The 14,727-nt window shown below is 29.7% G+C and carries 16 protein-coding genes and 1 other RNA gene; 11 read left to right on the top strand and 6 right to left on the bottom strand.

Translation table 11 applies throughout. The features are described from left to right. Both HKP59_RS04620 and ffs read right to left on the bottom strand, forming a co-directional pair. Positions 1-754 (bottom strand): SDR family oxidoreductase (locus HKP59_RS04620; protein ID WP_291803921.1); only part of this gene is annotated, 754 nt, incomplete at its 3' end. 80 nt (positions 755-834) lie between these two features. Next, an RNA gene (gene ffs / locus HKP59_RS04615) (signal recognition particle sRNA small type) lies at positions 835-933 on the bottom strand. A gap of 177 nt (positions 934-1,110) precedes the next feature. Here ffs and HKP59_RS04610 point away from each other — a divergent pair. From HKP59_RS04610 to HKP59_RS04595, 4 genes are all read left to right on the top strand, one after another. Further along, positions 1,111-1,635, top strand: a complete 525-nt coding sequence (locus HKP59_RS04610; protein WP_291803917.1) for a DUF4199 domain-containing protein — start codon at positions 1,111-1,113, stop codon at positions 1,633-1,635. Positions 1,636-1,649: 14 nt separating this feature from the next. Then, the gene (locus HKP59_RS04605; protein ID WP_291803915.1) at positions 1,650-2,597 is read left to right on the top strand and encodes a glycosyltransferase family 2 protein; all 948 of its coding nucleotides are present in this window, start codon (positions 1,650-1,652) and stop codon (positions 2,595-2,597) included. Positions 2,598-2,676: 79 nt separating this feature from the next. Further along, positions 2,677-4,389 (top strand): phospho-sugar mutase, encoded by a 1,713-nt coding sequence (locus tag HKP59_RS04600; RefSeq protein ID WP_291803924.1) that lies wholly within the window; start codon positions 2,677-2,679, stop codon positions 4,387-4,389. Continuing rightward, positions 4,389-6,215: an ABC transporter ATP-binding protein gene (locus HKP59_RS04595; RefSeq protein ID WP_291803913.1), complete on the top strand. Its 1,827-nt coding sequence runs from the start codon at positions 4,389-4,391 to the stop codon at positions 6,213-6,215. The genes HKP59_RS04600 and HKP59_RS04595 overlap by 1 nt, the downstream gene beginning before the upstream one ends. A gap of 6 nt (positions 6,216-6,221) precedes the next feature. Here the strand turns inward: HKP59_RS04595 and HKP59_RS04590 are convergent, their stop codons facing one another. The 4 genes from HKP59_RS04590 to HKP59_RS04575 all read right to left on the bottom strand — a co-directional run bounded on the left by HKP59_RS04590 (position 6,222) and on the right by HKP59_RS04575 (position 10,489). Further along, on the bottom strand, positions 6,222-7,652 hold the full coding sequence (locus HKP59_RS04590) for an HD domain-containing protein (protein WP_291803910.1): 1,431 nt from the start codon (positions 7,650-7,652) through the stop codon (positions 6,222-6,224). Between the two features lie 215 nt (positions 7,653-7,867). After that, complete coding sequence (locus HKP59_RS04585; RefSeq protein ID WP_291803908.1) at positions 7,868-8,905, bottom strand: CDP-glycerol glycerophosphotransferase family protein; 1,038 nt, start codon at positions 8,903-8,905, stop codon at positions 7,868-7,870. 10 nt (positions 8,906-8,915) lie between these two features. Beyond that, a complete protein-coding gene (locus tag HKP59_RS04580; protein ID WP_291803906.1) occupies positions 8,916-9,596 on the bottom strand; it encodes a phosphocholine cytidylyltransferase family protein in 681 nt (226 codons plus the stop codon). Positions 9,597-9,673: 77 nt separating this feature from the next. Further along, entirely contained in the window at positions 9,674-10,489 is an 816-nt protein-coding gene (locus HKP59_RS04575; RefSeq protein ID WP_291803903.1) for a 2,3,4,5-tetrahydropyridine-2,6-dicarboxylate N-succinyltransferase, read from the bottom strand. Positions 10,490-10,583: 94 nt separating this feature from the next. Between HKP59_RS04575 and ruvX the strand changes: the two genes are divergently transcribed. The 7 genes from ruvX (at position 10,584) to HKP59_RS04540 (ending at position 14,721) form a co-directional block, all read left to right on the top strand. After that, a complete protein-coding gene (gene ruvX, locus HKP59_RS04570) occupies positions 10,584-10,994 on the top strand; it encodes a Holliday junction resolvase RuvX (protein ID WP_291803901.1) in 411 nt (136 codons plus the stop codon). A 3-nt stretch (positions 10,995-10,997) separates the two neighbouring features. Further along, the gene (locus HKP59_RS04565) at positions 10,998-11,651 is read left to right on the top strand and encodes a DUF1919 domain-containing protein (protein ID WP_291803899.1); all 654 of its coding nucleotides are present in this window, start codon (positions 10,998-11,000) and stop codon (positions 11,649-11,651) included. Between the two features lie 61 nt (positions 11,652-11,712). Then, complete coding sequence (gene def / locus HKP59_RS04560) at positions 11,713-12,300, top strand: peptide deformylase (RefSeq protein WP_291803898.1); 588 nt, start codon at positions 11,713-11,715, stop codon at positions 12,298-12,300. 4 nt (positions 12,301-12,304) lie between these two features. After that, positions 12,305-12,721, top strand: coding sequence for a DUF5606 domain-containing protein (locus HKP59_RS04555; RefSeq protein ID WP_291803895.1), 417 nt, complete (start codon positions 12,305-12,307; stop codon positions 12,719-12,721). A 3-nt stretch (positions 12,722-12,724) separates the two neighbouring features. After that, positions 12,725-13,504, top strand: coding sequence for a nucleoside triphosphate pyrophosphohydrolase (mazG, locus tag HKP59_RS04550; protein ID WP_291803892.1), 780 nt, complete (start codon positions 12,725-12,727; stop codon positions 13,502-13,504). A gap of 30 nt (positions 13,505-13,534) precedes the next feature. Further along, positions 13,535-13,990: a DUF1801 domain-containing protein gene (locus HKP59_RS04545; RefSeq protein ID WP_291803890.1), complete on the top strand. Its 456-nt coding sequence runs from the start codon at positions 13,535-13,537 to the stop codon at positions 13,988-13,990. Then, entirely contained in the window at positions 13,990-14,721 is a 732-nt protein-coding gene (locus HKP59_RS04540) for an SDR family NAD(P)-dependent oxidoreductase (RefSeq protein WP_291803886.1), read from the top strand. The genes HKP59_RS04545 and HKP59_RS04540 overlap by 1 nt, the downstream gene beginning before the upstream one ends. The last annotated feature ends 6 nt before the right edge of the window (positions 14,722-14,727 follow it).

The following is a 14,727-nucleotide window of genomic DNA, read 5'->3' as shown; positions in this document are numbered from 1 at the left end:
GCAGTTTTTTTAACACAATTGAAAATTTCTGCATAAAATCACCAACTTTATAATGTATTTTTGGTTTTTTTGTCTGGATAATTTTATAAATAGCTTTTGCCATATCAATTGGGTCGCTCCCACTATCAACATGTGCATCCATTAAATCTAAGTTACTCTGATATGTATTTTTATAAGGGGAATTTTCAAAAACTGGTGTATGATATCTTCCTGAAGCAATATTAGTTGCAAAATCACCTGGAGCTACATTAGTAACTTCAATACCAAAATTTTTAACCTCCATTCTAATGGCTTCTGTAACAATCTCTAAAGCACCTTTGGTTGCGGAATAAATTCCTCTAAAAGGCAATCCCATATAACCAGCAATTGAAGTTACATTAATAATTAAACCACTTTTTTGAGTTCGCATTTGTGGCAAAACAGCTTTCATCACATCAATTGCTCCAAATAAATTTGTATTAAAAACATTACGCATTTCATCAGTTGGAGTTTCTTCAATGGGGCCTGTAATTCCCATTCCTGCATTATTAATTAAAATATCTAAACAACCTTCATTCGCAATAACTTTAGCAACTGCTATTGATATAGTTTCTGTATTATTTACATCTAATGAAACTAATTTAAAAGGGTGATTCTTAATTTTACTGGCATCTCTGCTTGAGCCATAAACAATAAATCCTTTCTGGGTTAAAAATTCTCCAACAGATTTTCCAATTCCCGAAGAACCTCCTGTGATTAAAACTACTTTAGACATATAATAATGATAAAGATTAAAAGCGTAAAGTTAAAAAGTTAATGTTAAGTGAAGAAAAAAATTGAATAAAAGCGCATAAAAAAAGGCAAGCTACCTACATCACACCGCTACAACCTAATACCTTTGCTGCGTTCCCGCCCTGGAGGATTCAAAGGGAGCTGGTTGTGTAGGACTTGCCCGGCGGCAAATTTACAATGATTTTTTAGTATAACCAACCATTTTTTTTATTTTTATGTAACATTTTTAAATAACTGTTTACTAATAAATTACTCTAAGTAAAATATGAATATTAATATTTAACAGGATTACTAAATTGGGATTTAGTATATTTGTTTAACTAAAATCAAACTATAATTATGGAAGACAAAAAATCTACAGCAACACAAACAATGTTAAACTATGGTCTAATATTAGGCTTTATTTCAGTTCTTATGTCAGTAGGAATTTACGCTATGGGAATGATTTATGACCAAGGAGTGGCTGTTGCCCTCGTAAGTTTTGTTATTATGGCCGTCATCATTTTCTTAGGTTTAAAAAACTTTAAAGTAGGAAATGGTTCATTAGCTTTAGGCCAAGCTCTGAAAATTGGATTGGGTATAGCACTAATTGGTGCCATAATTTCTATCATTTACAATCAAATTTTCATTAATTTTATTGAACCAGATTTTATGGAAAATATGATGAAGGTTGGTGAACAAAAAATGTTAGAACAAAATCCTAATATGACAGATGAACAATTAGAAATGGCAAAAGGTATGCAAGAAAAAATGTCTAGCCCTCTAATTGGAATTGCAATGGCAGTTATAGGTAGTTTATTTTTCGGATTTATAATCTCATTAATTGAAGGCTTAATTTTAAAAAGTCCTTCTGTAGAAGATTAATTAAAACATATTAAATGGATATATCAGTAGTTATTCCACTATTGAATGAAGAAGAATCTTTAAACGAATTACACAATTGGATTGCAAAAGTTATGCAATCCAATTGTTATTCTTATGAAATACTTTTTATTGATGACGGAAGTACAGATAACTCTTGGAAAGTTATACAAAACTTATCTGAACAAAATAGCAGTGTAAAAGGGATTCGGTTTCAAAAAAATTACGGAAAATCTCAAGCATTAAATGCAGGTTTTAAAGAAGTTCAAGGTGATGTAGTAATAACTATGGATGCCGATTTACAAGACAGTCCAGACGAAATTCCGGAGTTGTATAGCTTAATTAAAAATGATGATTTTGATTTAATTTCTGGCTGGAAAAAAAAGCGCTATGATTCTAAAATTAGAAAAAATATCCCTTCAAAACTCTTCAATGCTGCTGCACGAAGTACGTCTGGCTTAAAATTACACGATTTTAACTGCGGTTTAAAAGCTTACAAAAATGAAGTTGTGAAAAGTATTGATGTTCGTGGCGAAATGCACCGGTACATACCCGTACTTGCCAAAAATGCTGGTTTTTATAAAATTGATGAAAAAATTGTAGCGCACCAAGCAAGAAAATATGGAGTTACTAAATTTGGAATAGATCGTTTTATTAATGGTTTTTTAGATTTAATTACTATTTGGTTTTTATCGAAATTTGGAAAAAGACCAATGCATTTATTCGGCTTATTAGGTACTATTATGTTTATTATTGGGTGTACTTTTGCTTTTTACATTGGAATAGATAAGTTATTTTTAAACCCATCTGGTAGATTAATCACACAACGACCTCAATTTTATATCTCCTTGGCAACTATGGTTATTGGAACTCAATTTTTTTTAGCAGGGTTTTTAGGTGAAATTATTTTGAGAACAAAATCAAAGGAAAAGAGATATAAAATTTCAAAAAAAATCAATTTATAAAGTTTTAGAAAAGTATAAGTTTTCTAAAGTTTATAACAGTTAATAATAGTATTTTTACAAGATATTAAAAATGAAGAATATGACTATTTTAGAGAAAGCACAATTATGGTTAACAGACACATTTGATGCTACTACCCAAGAAGAAATTAAAAAATTAATTGCTAGTAATTCAGAAGTTTTAACAGAGAGTTTTTATAAGGATTTAGAATTTGGAACCGGTGGAATGCGCGGAATCATGGGTGCTGGAACCAATAGAATTAACAAATATACACTTGGTAAAGCCACTCAAGGCTTGGCAAATTATATTAAAAAATCATTTCCAGATAAAGGCCATAAAGTTGCGATTGCCTATGATTGTCGCCATAATAGCCAACAGTTTGCTAAAATTGTTGCAAATGTGCTTTCTGCAAATAATATTAAAGTATATTTATTTGAAGATATGCGTCCAACGCCAGAACTTTCTTTTGCTGTTAGACACCTAGGATGTGATGCTGGTATTGTATTAACTGCTTCACACAATCCACCAGAATATAATGGTTATAAAGTATATTGGAATGATGGTGGTCAAATAATACCTCCTGATGATGGGAATATTATACGAGAAGTAAATAGATTAGATTTTTCAGAAATTAATTTTAATGCCAATGAAAGCATCATTAAATATATTGGTAAAGACGTAGATGATGCATTTATAAAAGCTTCTGTAAAAAATGGAACTTTTAATGTTAATGGGAGAGATAATTTAAAAATTGTATTTACATCATTGCACGGTACATCTATAAAATCTATACCTGATGCTTTAGCAAAAGCAGGTTATACCGATGTTCATATTGTAGAAGAACAACGTGAACCAAATGGTGATTTTCCTACAGTAGATTCTCCAAATCCTGAAGAGCCAGCTGCATTAAAAATGGCAACTGATTTAGCCAATAAAATTAATGCAGATATAGTTATTGGAACAGATCCAGATAGCGATAGAATTGGAATCGCTGTTAGAAATTTAGAAGGTAAAATGGTCCTTTTAAATGGAAATCAAACTATGAGTGTAATGACAAATTTCCTGATCAAAAACTGGGAAGCTCAAGGTAAATTAAATGGTAAACAATTTGTTGGGTCTACAATTGTGTCTACAAACTTAGTAAATGACATCGCTACAAGTTATGGTGTTGAATCTAAAGTAGGTTTAACAGGTTTTAAATGGATTGCCAAAATGATTAGAGATGCAGAAGGCAAACAAAATTTTATTGGTGGTGGTGAAGAAAGTTTTGGATATATGGTAGGTGATTTTGTAAGAGATAAAGACGCCGTTACAGCAACCTTATTAGCTTGTGAAATTGCTGCAAATGCAAAATCAACTAATAGTTCATTTTACAAAGAATTACTTTCAATTTATACCAAACATAGTTTCTATAAAGAACATCTAATTGCGATAGTTAAAAAAGGAATGGATGGAGCTGAGCAAATTAGTAAAATGATGGTAGAATTGCGTGAAAACCCAGTTACAGAAATTGATGGATCTAAGGTTAACCTTTTATATGATTACCAAGCATCGACTAAAACTAACTTATTAACAGGTAAAGTTGAACCAATTGAACTTGAAAAATCTAATGTACTAATCTATGAAACAATAGAAGGAACAAAAGTAGCTGCAAGGCCGAGTGGAACAGAGCCTAAAATAAAGTTTTACTTTAGTGTAAATACACCATTAGATTTAATTGAAAATGCAACCCAAATTGAAGCTAAATTAGATGCGAAAATTGAGCGCATAATTAAAGAAATGAAATTGTTTTAATGGAATATTTTAAAAAAATATTAAAATATGCAAAGCCATATCTTAAATATGCTTGGCTAAATGTACTTTTTAATATTTTATATGCCATATTTAATGTGCTCTCGGTATTGGGTTTTATACCTGTACTTGGAATTTTATTTGGACAGGAAGAAAAAGTATATGAAAAACCAGATTATGATGGCATATCATCTTTATTCAATTATGTTCAAGGTACATTAAACTATCAAGTAACTGATATGATGGCAAGTGGAGGTATTAATAAAGCCTTACTATTTATATGTATTTTATCGTTTAGTTTGTTTTTCTTTAAAAATCTATTTCGGTATTTAGCGTCATTCGTATTAGTATTTTTAAGAAATGGTGTTGTAAAAGATGTACGAGATAGTTTATACAAAAAAATTGTAGAACTACCTATCGCCTACTTTTCAGAAAAGAAAAAAGGTGATATTATTGCTCGTATGACGTCTGACGTTCAGGAAGTTGAAGTGTCTTTTTTAACATCTTTAGAAACAATAGTTCGTGAGCCATTGACTATTATTCTTACGTTAATATCCATGTTTGCAATAAGTGCAAAACTCACCTTGTTTGTGTTTATATTATTGCCTGTATCTGGTTTTATAATTTCGGCAGTAGGAAAGAAATTAAAAGCAAATTCACTCTTAGCTCAACAAGAAACTGGTAATTTTTTATCTTTTATTGAAGAAACTTTAACAGGGTTACGTGTTATTAAAGGTTTTAATGCTGAAGATAAGATTGAAGCAAAATTTAATAAATCTACTACAAAGTTTAGAAATTTAATGACGAGTGTTTTACATCGTAAAACATTGGCCTCACCTATGAGTGAATTTTTAGGATCAGCAACTATCATTGCAATTTTATGGTATGGAGGTAGATTAGTTTTAGGTGAAAATAGCGATATGACGCCTCAAGAATTTTTTGGATATATTGGTTTGTTTTATTTGGTTTTAAATCCTGCAAAAGCTATATCTACGGCTTTTTATAATATTCAAAAAGGAAATGCTTCAGCTGAACGTATTTTAACTGTATTAGAAACCGAAAATAAAATTACAGACAAACCAAATGCTTTAAAAAAAGAAACATTTGATAATGAGATATCTTTTGAGAATATTTCTTTTAAATATAAAGATGAATATGTCTTGCAAGATTTTTCACTAACAATTCCAAAAGGGAAAAAAGTAGCACTAGTTGGGCAATCTGGAAGCGGAAAATCTACCCTAGCAAATTTAATAACTCGATTTTACGATGTAAATAAAGGAACTATTAAAATTGATGGAATCGATATTAAGGAAATTAAGCAAAAATCATTGAGAGGTTTAATGGGTATTGTAACTCAAGAGTCCATTTTATTTAATGACACTATTAAAAACAATATTAGCTTAGGTGTAAACAAAACTACAGATGAAGAAGTGATTGAAGCATCAAATATTGCTAATGCACATGAGTTTATAAAAGATTTACCACAACAATACGAGACAAATATTGGTGATAGTGGAAATACGCTTTCTGGTGGTCAAAAACAACGTTTAAGTATTGCACGTGCAGTACTTAAAAATCCGCCAATCATGATTTTAGATGAAGCGACTTCTGCATTAGATACAGAAAGTGAACAATTAGTACAAAAAGCATTAGAAAAAATGATGGAAAATAGAACATCATTAGTTATTGCTCACCGCTTATCTACAATTCAAAAAGCTGATTTAATTGTTGTACTCAAAAAAGGTAAAATTGTAGAACAAGGAAAACATGAGGAACTATTAACTAAAAAAGGAGAATACTTTAAGTTAGTTACCATGCAATCGTTTTAATACCTATTAGTTCCCAATTACTTTAAGTCCTAATTTTTCTGCTCTTTTAAGCATAAAATTATATGCTTCATCGTAGTTATTGGCTATTTCACCTTCAAGGATAGCTTCTTTTATAGCATCTTTAATTTGACCTATTTCACGACAAGGCTTTAGATTAAACGTTTCCATAATCAACTCACCAGATATAGGAGGTTGAAAATTACGAACATGGTCCCGCTCTTCAACTTCTTTAATTTTTTGACGAACCATTCTAAAATTATGATGGTACTTTTTAAACTTTATAGGGTTTTTAGTTGTAATATCTGCTTCACATAATGTCATTAAACTATCTATATCGTCGCCAGTATCAAAAATTAATCGTCGCACTGCTGAGTCAGTAACATCAGTCGCTAATACAATAGGGCGAGAACTTAAATACACCATTTTTTGAACAAACTTCATTTTATCATTCAAAGGCATTTTTAAACGTTTAAATAATTTATACACCATTTTTGCACCAACAAATTCATGACTATGAAAAGTCCAGCCAATAACCTTATCAAATTTTTTAGTAGGAGCTTTTCCAATATCGTGTAAAAGTGCTGCCCAACGCAACCATAAATCATCTGTATTATTAGAAATATTATCCACAACTTCTAATGTATGATAAAAATTGTCCTTATGTTTTTGCCCTTCAACTTCATCAACACCTTTCAAATCGGTCAATTCTGGTAAAAATCGTTCTAATAAATTTGTTTGATCCAGTTGTAAAATCCCAATTGATGGCACTTTGGAGAGCATTATTTTATTGAATTCAGTTATAATACGTTCTTTAGTAATAATATCTAAACGACTTGCATTATTCTTAATTGAATTTAACGATTCTTTTTCAATAGTAAAGTTCAATTGGGACGAAAAACGTATCGCTCTCATCATACGTAAAGGGTCATCTGAATAGGTAATATCTGGGCTTAAAGGTGTTTTTATAAGTTTATTTTGTAAATCATTCAACCCATTAAAAGGATCTAATAACGTCCCATAATTTGCCTTGTTTAAACTTAATGCTAGGGCGTTAATAGTAAAATCACGTCTATTTTGATCATCTTGCAAAGTCCCATCTTCAACAACCGGATTTCTACTATTCTCATTATAAGATTCCTTTCTAGCTCCAACAAATTCAATTTCAATAGTATTAAAGCGCAGCATAGCAGTGCCATAGGTTTTAAAAACTTGCACTTTTGGCTTATTAGGTAATAATTTCGCTACCTCTTGAGCTAATTCAATTCCACTTCCAACTGCCACAATATCAATGTCATCAGGTGTACCTCGTTTTAAAAAATAATCACGTACAAAGCCACCAATAACATAGGTTTCTAATTGTAAATTAGTTGCTGCCTTTGATATAAATTCAAAAACTGGAAGATTTAGAGCATCCTTATGGATATTTTGTGTCGACATAGATTACTAGCAAAATACTATTTTTTCAATACTAATACCTACTTTAATAAAGTACCAATTAGGATTAACTACTTTGCGCTGCAAATTTACAATATAGTATAAGCTATCCAAAATTAGAAACTCAATTTATTAAAAACATTTTAGAGTTTAATTTCAAATTATTTACAAATTAAGTATTTAAAAAATATAATTGAATAAAATTATTTTAGAAGTAACTATAATTTTCCAAATATCTTATGAATCTTTAATCGCCTTAAAAAAGATAGTTTCCTTTTACTTGGAACTCCATTTTTTGAAATATAAGTTGAAACCGCTTCGACCATTCTTAATGCGGATTTTCCATCGTTATACGGATGATATTCTTGTACAATATTCATCCTTTCTTCTCTAAATTTATCTTCTTGTAAATTCGACTTTACCTTTTCAGCTAAGTTTTCATACTCATTTGAGTTATCCCATTGAATAGCTCTGGAAGAACATTTGTAGGTGATAACAGGCTTGTCTAATAATAAAAATTCATAAACGACGGAGGATGTATCACTAATCATAATATCAGCCATTAATAAAAACTTAATTATGTTTCTTTCTTCTTCTATAATTATGTTGGTAGTATCTTTAGCTAATTTATTATAAATATTTATTAAATCAGTGGCCATTAAATCATGAAATTTAATTAAAATTAAATATTCTTTATTTTTAGCTAAATCATTAAACTCATCAATTAAAAATTGTGCTGATGTTAATGATGGTGAAAATGTTGGTGCGTATAAAACAATTTTCTTAGCATTATGTTCCTCTAATAATTTACGTTTTACCACATCATATTTATGAAGCTCTTTTCCGTAAATATCTAACTTTGGCCAACCAGTTTCAACAACATCAAAGTTTTGAAATTTATTTTTTAATTCAATAAATTTTTTAGTGAAATATGGGCCTTGCGTTAAATATAAATCAAAATAATGACGTATTCTAAAATGACCTTTTTTTTCGCCCGCTAAACCGTGAAACACCTGCACTTTCACCCCTCTTAAATAATATGGAACTTCGTTACCAGGTACAAAAATCGCATCGCTATTAAATGCCATAACTTCTTTCACGACAGAAGTAAAAGGTTCATTCTTGAATGGGAATTTTTCCTTTAATGAACCTTTAACAAACCATAAATATTCAAACTTTTTTTCTTTTAAAACCATCATAATAGGTTCTAAAATTCCAAATGCATACGGATTTTGGCAAAAAAGTACTGTTTTCATAGTTATAAAGCTACACTATATTGTTTGCATTTTTTAAATCTTCCTTAAAATCAACTTCAATACAATTATAGTTAGAAATATCAATGGCTTTAACTTTTAAACTATTTTCAGCAATTGCCATTTCTAGCCCTTTTTCAAAATAATCATTGGCATCACATCTTTCAAGTTGATTTATAAAAACTTCTAAATCATTAGAACTTATAAAATTAATTCCAACGGCTTCTCCTAATCCATTTTTAACTTCTTTTGAAAGTTCTTTTACAAAGTTATTTTCAAGTGTATATTTTACCTCTTCATCTGCTACACTTGATGTGTTAACGGCAATAAATGAGTTATTATTTTTAATATCATCTTGTAAAACTGACAGTAAATTATCATCAAAAACAACATCACCATTAAACCATAAAACTGATTTTCCCTTGTGTTTTTTTAACGCTTGAAGTAAACTTTTAGAAGTATTTGTTCTATCAAAAAAAGGATTATAAACGTAATTCACTTCTGGAAAACGTTCCATAATTAAATCTTTTTTAAACCCTACAACTGTTGTAACATCATTAATATCAAAATACTTTGTAATATTTTTAAGTTGTTTTGCCATAATACTTTCTCCATCTTTTAATGGAGTTAATGGCTTTGGAAAAGGGTTTCCAAGTCTGGAGCCTATGCCGGCTGCTAAAATAACTATTTTCAAATGTTCTATTTTTGCTATTAAATATTTTTAGCAAAAATAGAACATTAAAATTTAATCATATGACTATTTAATAAATGTTAAACAGCAACGTCATTTTCACGAAGTGCATCATTTAGCGAAGTTTTTTTATTGGTGCTTTCTTTTCGCTTCCCAATAATCATAGCGCAAGGCACATTAAATTCACCAGCAGGAAATTGCTTTTTATAACTACCTGGTATCACAACAGAACGCGCAGGAACTCTACCTTTTATTTCAACTGGTTGCTCTCCTGTAACATCAATAATTTTAGTAGATGCTGTTAAAACAACGTTTGCACCTAAAACTGCCTCTTCTTCTACTCTAACACCTTCAACTACAATACAACGAGAACCAATAAAGGCATTATCTTCAATAATTACGGGTGCAGCTTGTAAAGGTTCTAAAACTCCTCCAATTCCAACTCCCCCACTTAGATGAACATTTTTACCAATTTGAGCACAACTCCCAACAGTTGCCCAGGTATCAACCATAGTTCCCTCATCAACATACGCCCCAATATTAACATAACTTGGCATTAAAATTGTTCCGCTTGAAATATACGACCCGTAGCGCGCAACCGCATGTGGAACAACCCTAATTCCTTTTTCTTTATATCCAGTTTTTAAAGGAATTTTATCATGATATTCAAAAATTCCTACTTCCATAGTTTCCATTTTCTGAATAGGAAAATACAACACAACAGCCTTTTTTACCCATTCATTTACTTGCCAACTATTATTTTTTGGTTCTGCAACTCTTAAAGCTCCAACATCTAATAAACTAATAACTTTTCGAATTGCATTTTGGGATTCTTTTTCTGCTAATAATTCTCTGTTATCCCAAGTTTGCTCAATAATTTTTCTTAAAATATCCATGTACAAAATCTTATAAGCGCAAATATAAAGTTTAAATTAATTATTCAATTCAAAATCATTAAATTTACACAATTTAAATATTTATGTTAATAATTTGGGACGTATTTTAGCTTTTGATTTTGGAGAAAAGAGAACCGGTATTGCCGTTACAGATGAGTTAAAACTTATTGCTTCTGGATTGACAACAGTTGAAACTAAAAAAATTTTCTCCTTTTTAACTAATTATCTTAAAAATGAAAATGTTGAATTATTTATTGTTGGTGAACCAAAGCAATTGAATAATAAAGAAAGTGAAAGTGAAAAGTTTATTAAACCATTTATACTAAAGCTTAGTCAAACTTTTCCTAAAATACCAATAAAGCGCGTAGATGAGCGATTCACTTCAAAAATAGCATTTCAATCTATGATTGATAGTGGTCTGACAAAAAAACAACGTCAAAATAAAGCACTTATAGATGAAATTAGTGCGACTATAATATTGCAAACATATCTTCACCAATTTTAAATTATGATTAGAACATTAACGGTCTTTTTTAAAAGAAAGTTCAGAAGAATTTTTAAAAATCAGCTGAGTAAAAAAGATATAAAATTGTTAAAAAATAAAAATTTTGTAATAATTTCTAATAATTGCTGGGGTGGTGAAGTTTATAACTGGTTTAAAAGACCCTATAACTCTCCATTTGTTGGATTATTTCTTCATGGTCCTTGTTATATTGAATTACTCTCACATTTTGATTATTATATGTCACTAGACTTAACTTTTGTTAAATCTTCAAAATATTTAAAGACTGATCCAAATTACCCAGTTGGAAAATTGAATGATATAGAAATACATTTTTTACATTATAAAGATGAAGAAGAGGCTTTCTCCAAATGGGAACGGAGAAAAAAGAGAATGTTCGATGAAACTAGCAAAAACAACTATTTTTTTAAAATTTGTGATTTAAATGAAGGTACAGAAGAAATATTTAATAAATTTCATAAGCTACCTTTTAAAAATAAAGTTTCTTTTAGTATTCACAAATTTTCCTTTTTAAAAAATAAAAATCATATCAAAATTAAAGAATCGTTTAAAAGTAAAGGAATTACAGTGCCAAACGGTGTTAAACTGTATAAAATTACGTTTTTATACTTCGACATCCCAAATTGGTTAAACAATTAATTGTGCACTCTTTTTAATTAATGCACAAATATTTGTATTTTTGCAATCTCAAAAAAAGAAAATGATTTTACCAATTATAGCATATGGCGATCCAGTTTTAAGAAAAATAGGAGTTGATATAGATAAAGAATACCCAAACCTTTCTGAATTAATTGAAAATATGAAGGAAACTATGGTGAATGCACGGGGTATTGGCTTAGCTGCTCCACAAATTGGAAAATCAATTCGCCTATTCATTGTAGATACTTCACCCTTCCAAAAAGATAAAGATTTAGATGAAAAAGAGCGTGAATTCTTAACAAATTTTAAAAAAGTGTTCATCAATGCTAAAATTATTAAAGAAGAAGGTGATGAATGGGCTTTTAATGAAGGATGCCTAAGTATACCGGATATTAACGAAGACGTATTTAGAGAAGAAAAAATTACAATTGAATATTTTGATGAAAATTTTGAAAAACATGTAGCTGTTTTAGATGGTTTAGCGGCAAGAGTCGTTCAACACGAATATGATCACATTGAAGGCATCTTATTTACTGACAAAATTTCATCATTAAAAAAACGATTGATTAAAAAGAAATTAGAAAACATTTCAAAAGGGAAAATAAATCCAGATTATAGAATGAAATTTCCCTCATTAAAAAGAAAATAAATATATGGAATTAAAAGATATAGTTGCAATTAGCGGAAAACCAGGCTTATACGAAATAAAGGCTCAATCTAAAGGTGGAATTATCGTTGAATCTCTAATTGATTCAAAGAGATTTCCTGTAACCGTAACTCATAATATTAGTGCTTTAAATGAAATTGCAATTTATACGTATGAAGAAGAAATTCCGTTACGTATCATATTTAAAACTATTGGAGAAAAAGAAAATGGTAAAGAAGCAATCAATCCTAAAGAAAGTGGTAAAGTCTTATCTTCTTATTTTAGAGAAGTTTTACCAAATTTTGATGAAGAACGAGTTTATACTTCTAACATTAAAAAAATATTACAATGGTATAACATTTTAGCTTCAAAAAATTTCGACTTTACTTCTATAGTAGAAGAAGAGGAAACCGAAGAAGCATAATCTATGAATACTAGAGAGCAACAGCTGCAAGCATTTGGAAGATTATTAGATATAATGGATGAGTTGCGCTCTAAATGTCCGTGGGATCAAAAACAAACATTCGAATCGCTGCGACATTTAACAATTGAGGAAACCTATGAACTAGGTGACGCCATTTTAAATAATGATTTGCAAGAAATCAAAAAAGAATTAGGAGACGTTTTACTTCATATTGTTTTCTACGCAAAAATTGGATCTGAAACAAACGATTTCGATATTGCAGATGTAGCAAATTCTATTTCTGAAAAACTTATTCATCGTCATCCACATATTTACAGTGATGTAAAAGTAAAAGATGAAGAAGACGTAAAACAAAACTGGGAAAAATTAAAATTAAAAGAAGGTAAAACATCTGTTTTAGAAGGTGTTCCTAAATCATTACCTGCAATGGTAAAAGCTAATAGAATTCAAGATAAAGTTGCAGGAGTAGGATTTGATTGGGAAAAGCCAGAACAAGTTTGGGAGAAAGTACAAGAAGAGCTTGCAGAACTAAACGCTGAAGTTGAAAAAGGTAATACTGATAAAATTGAAGCTGAATTTGGTGATGTCCTTTTTTCAATGATTAATTACGCTCGTTTTATTCATGTGAATCCTGAAAATGCTTTAGAACGAACCAATAAAAAATTTATCAATCGTTTTCAATTTTTAGAATCAGAAGCAAAAAAAATAGGAAAAGATTTACACAATATGTCTTTAGCTGAAATGGATATTTTTTGGAACCAATCAAAAAAATTCTATAAATAATAGTAAATTAGCATAGGTGAAAATATTACTATGCAATTAAAAGCTAAAAATCCTGAAGAATATATTGCTCAAATTCCAAAGTTGAGAATTCCCTATTTTAGTAAATTACGTGAAACAGTTCTAGCTAATATACCAAAAGGGTTTCAAGAACAAATAAGTTATGGAATGATAGGTTATGTAGTCCCTAAAAGTATCTATCCAAATGGATATCATTGTGATACAAGTTTACCATTGCCCTTTGTAAATATTGCTTCTCAAAAAAACTTTATTGCTTTATACCATTTCGGAATTTATGCCAATAAAGAAATACTTGATTGGTTTGTTAATGAATATCCTAAACACAGTAAACGAAAATTGGATATGGGAAAAAGTTGTATTCGTTTTAAAAACCCTGAAGAAATTCCTTTTGAATTAATTGCCAAATTAATGCAAAAAATAACAGTTGATCAATGGATCAACATCTACGAAAAAAATATAAAAAAATAATGGAAAAAGTACTAATAATAACTGGCGGAAGCAAAGGTTTGGGACTTGGTATTGCAAAAAAATATCATAAAGAAGGATATCGCGTGATATCTATTTCAAGAAGTAAAATTGAAAAATTATATTTATTTGAGCAATATCAATGTGATTTAAGCAAATCAGAGTCTATTCAACCTGTAATAACAGAAATATTTTCGCATTTAGATAGAAACAATACTTCAAATTTAACGCTAATAAATAATGCTGGTGATTTGGGTACAGTAAACACTATAGATCAAATCTCGTCAGCTAATATTGCCTATACAATTCAAGTTAATTTAACGGCCCCATTAATTTTAAATTCATTATTTATTAAATTATCAAAAGATTGGACTTGTAAAAAACAAGTTTTTACTATTTCTTCTGGTGCAGCAATAAATCCTTATGAAAGCTGGTCAATGTATTGTTCTTCAAAAGCTGGTGTAGATATGATGACAAAAGTTATAGCTAAAGAACAAAAGGAGTTAAAACACGGAGTCAGTTTTGTTTCTATTTATCCGGGTGTTGTGGATACTGACATGCAAACCGTCGCGCGAAATACCCCAAAAGAAAATTTTAAATCGGTACAACGCTTTATAGATTTTTACGAACACGGAGATTTATTATCCCCAAAACAAGTTGCGGAAAATATTTATAATTTAGATACATCCGGAGAATTAAAAAGTGGTCGCATTTTAGATATTCGAAACACGTAATATTTT

It is taken from the genome of Lutibacter sp. (genome assembly GCF_013041805.1).
Taxonomy (GTDB): Bacteria; Bacteroidota; Bacteroidia; order Flavobacteriales; family Flavobacteriaceae; genus Lutibacter.
Note: the sequence above shows the minus strand (reverse complement) of the source record. Positions and strands in the feature narration are given on the sequence as shown.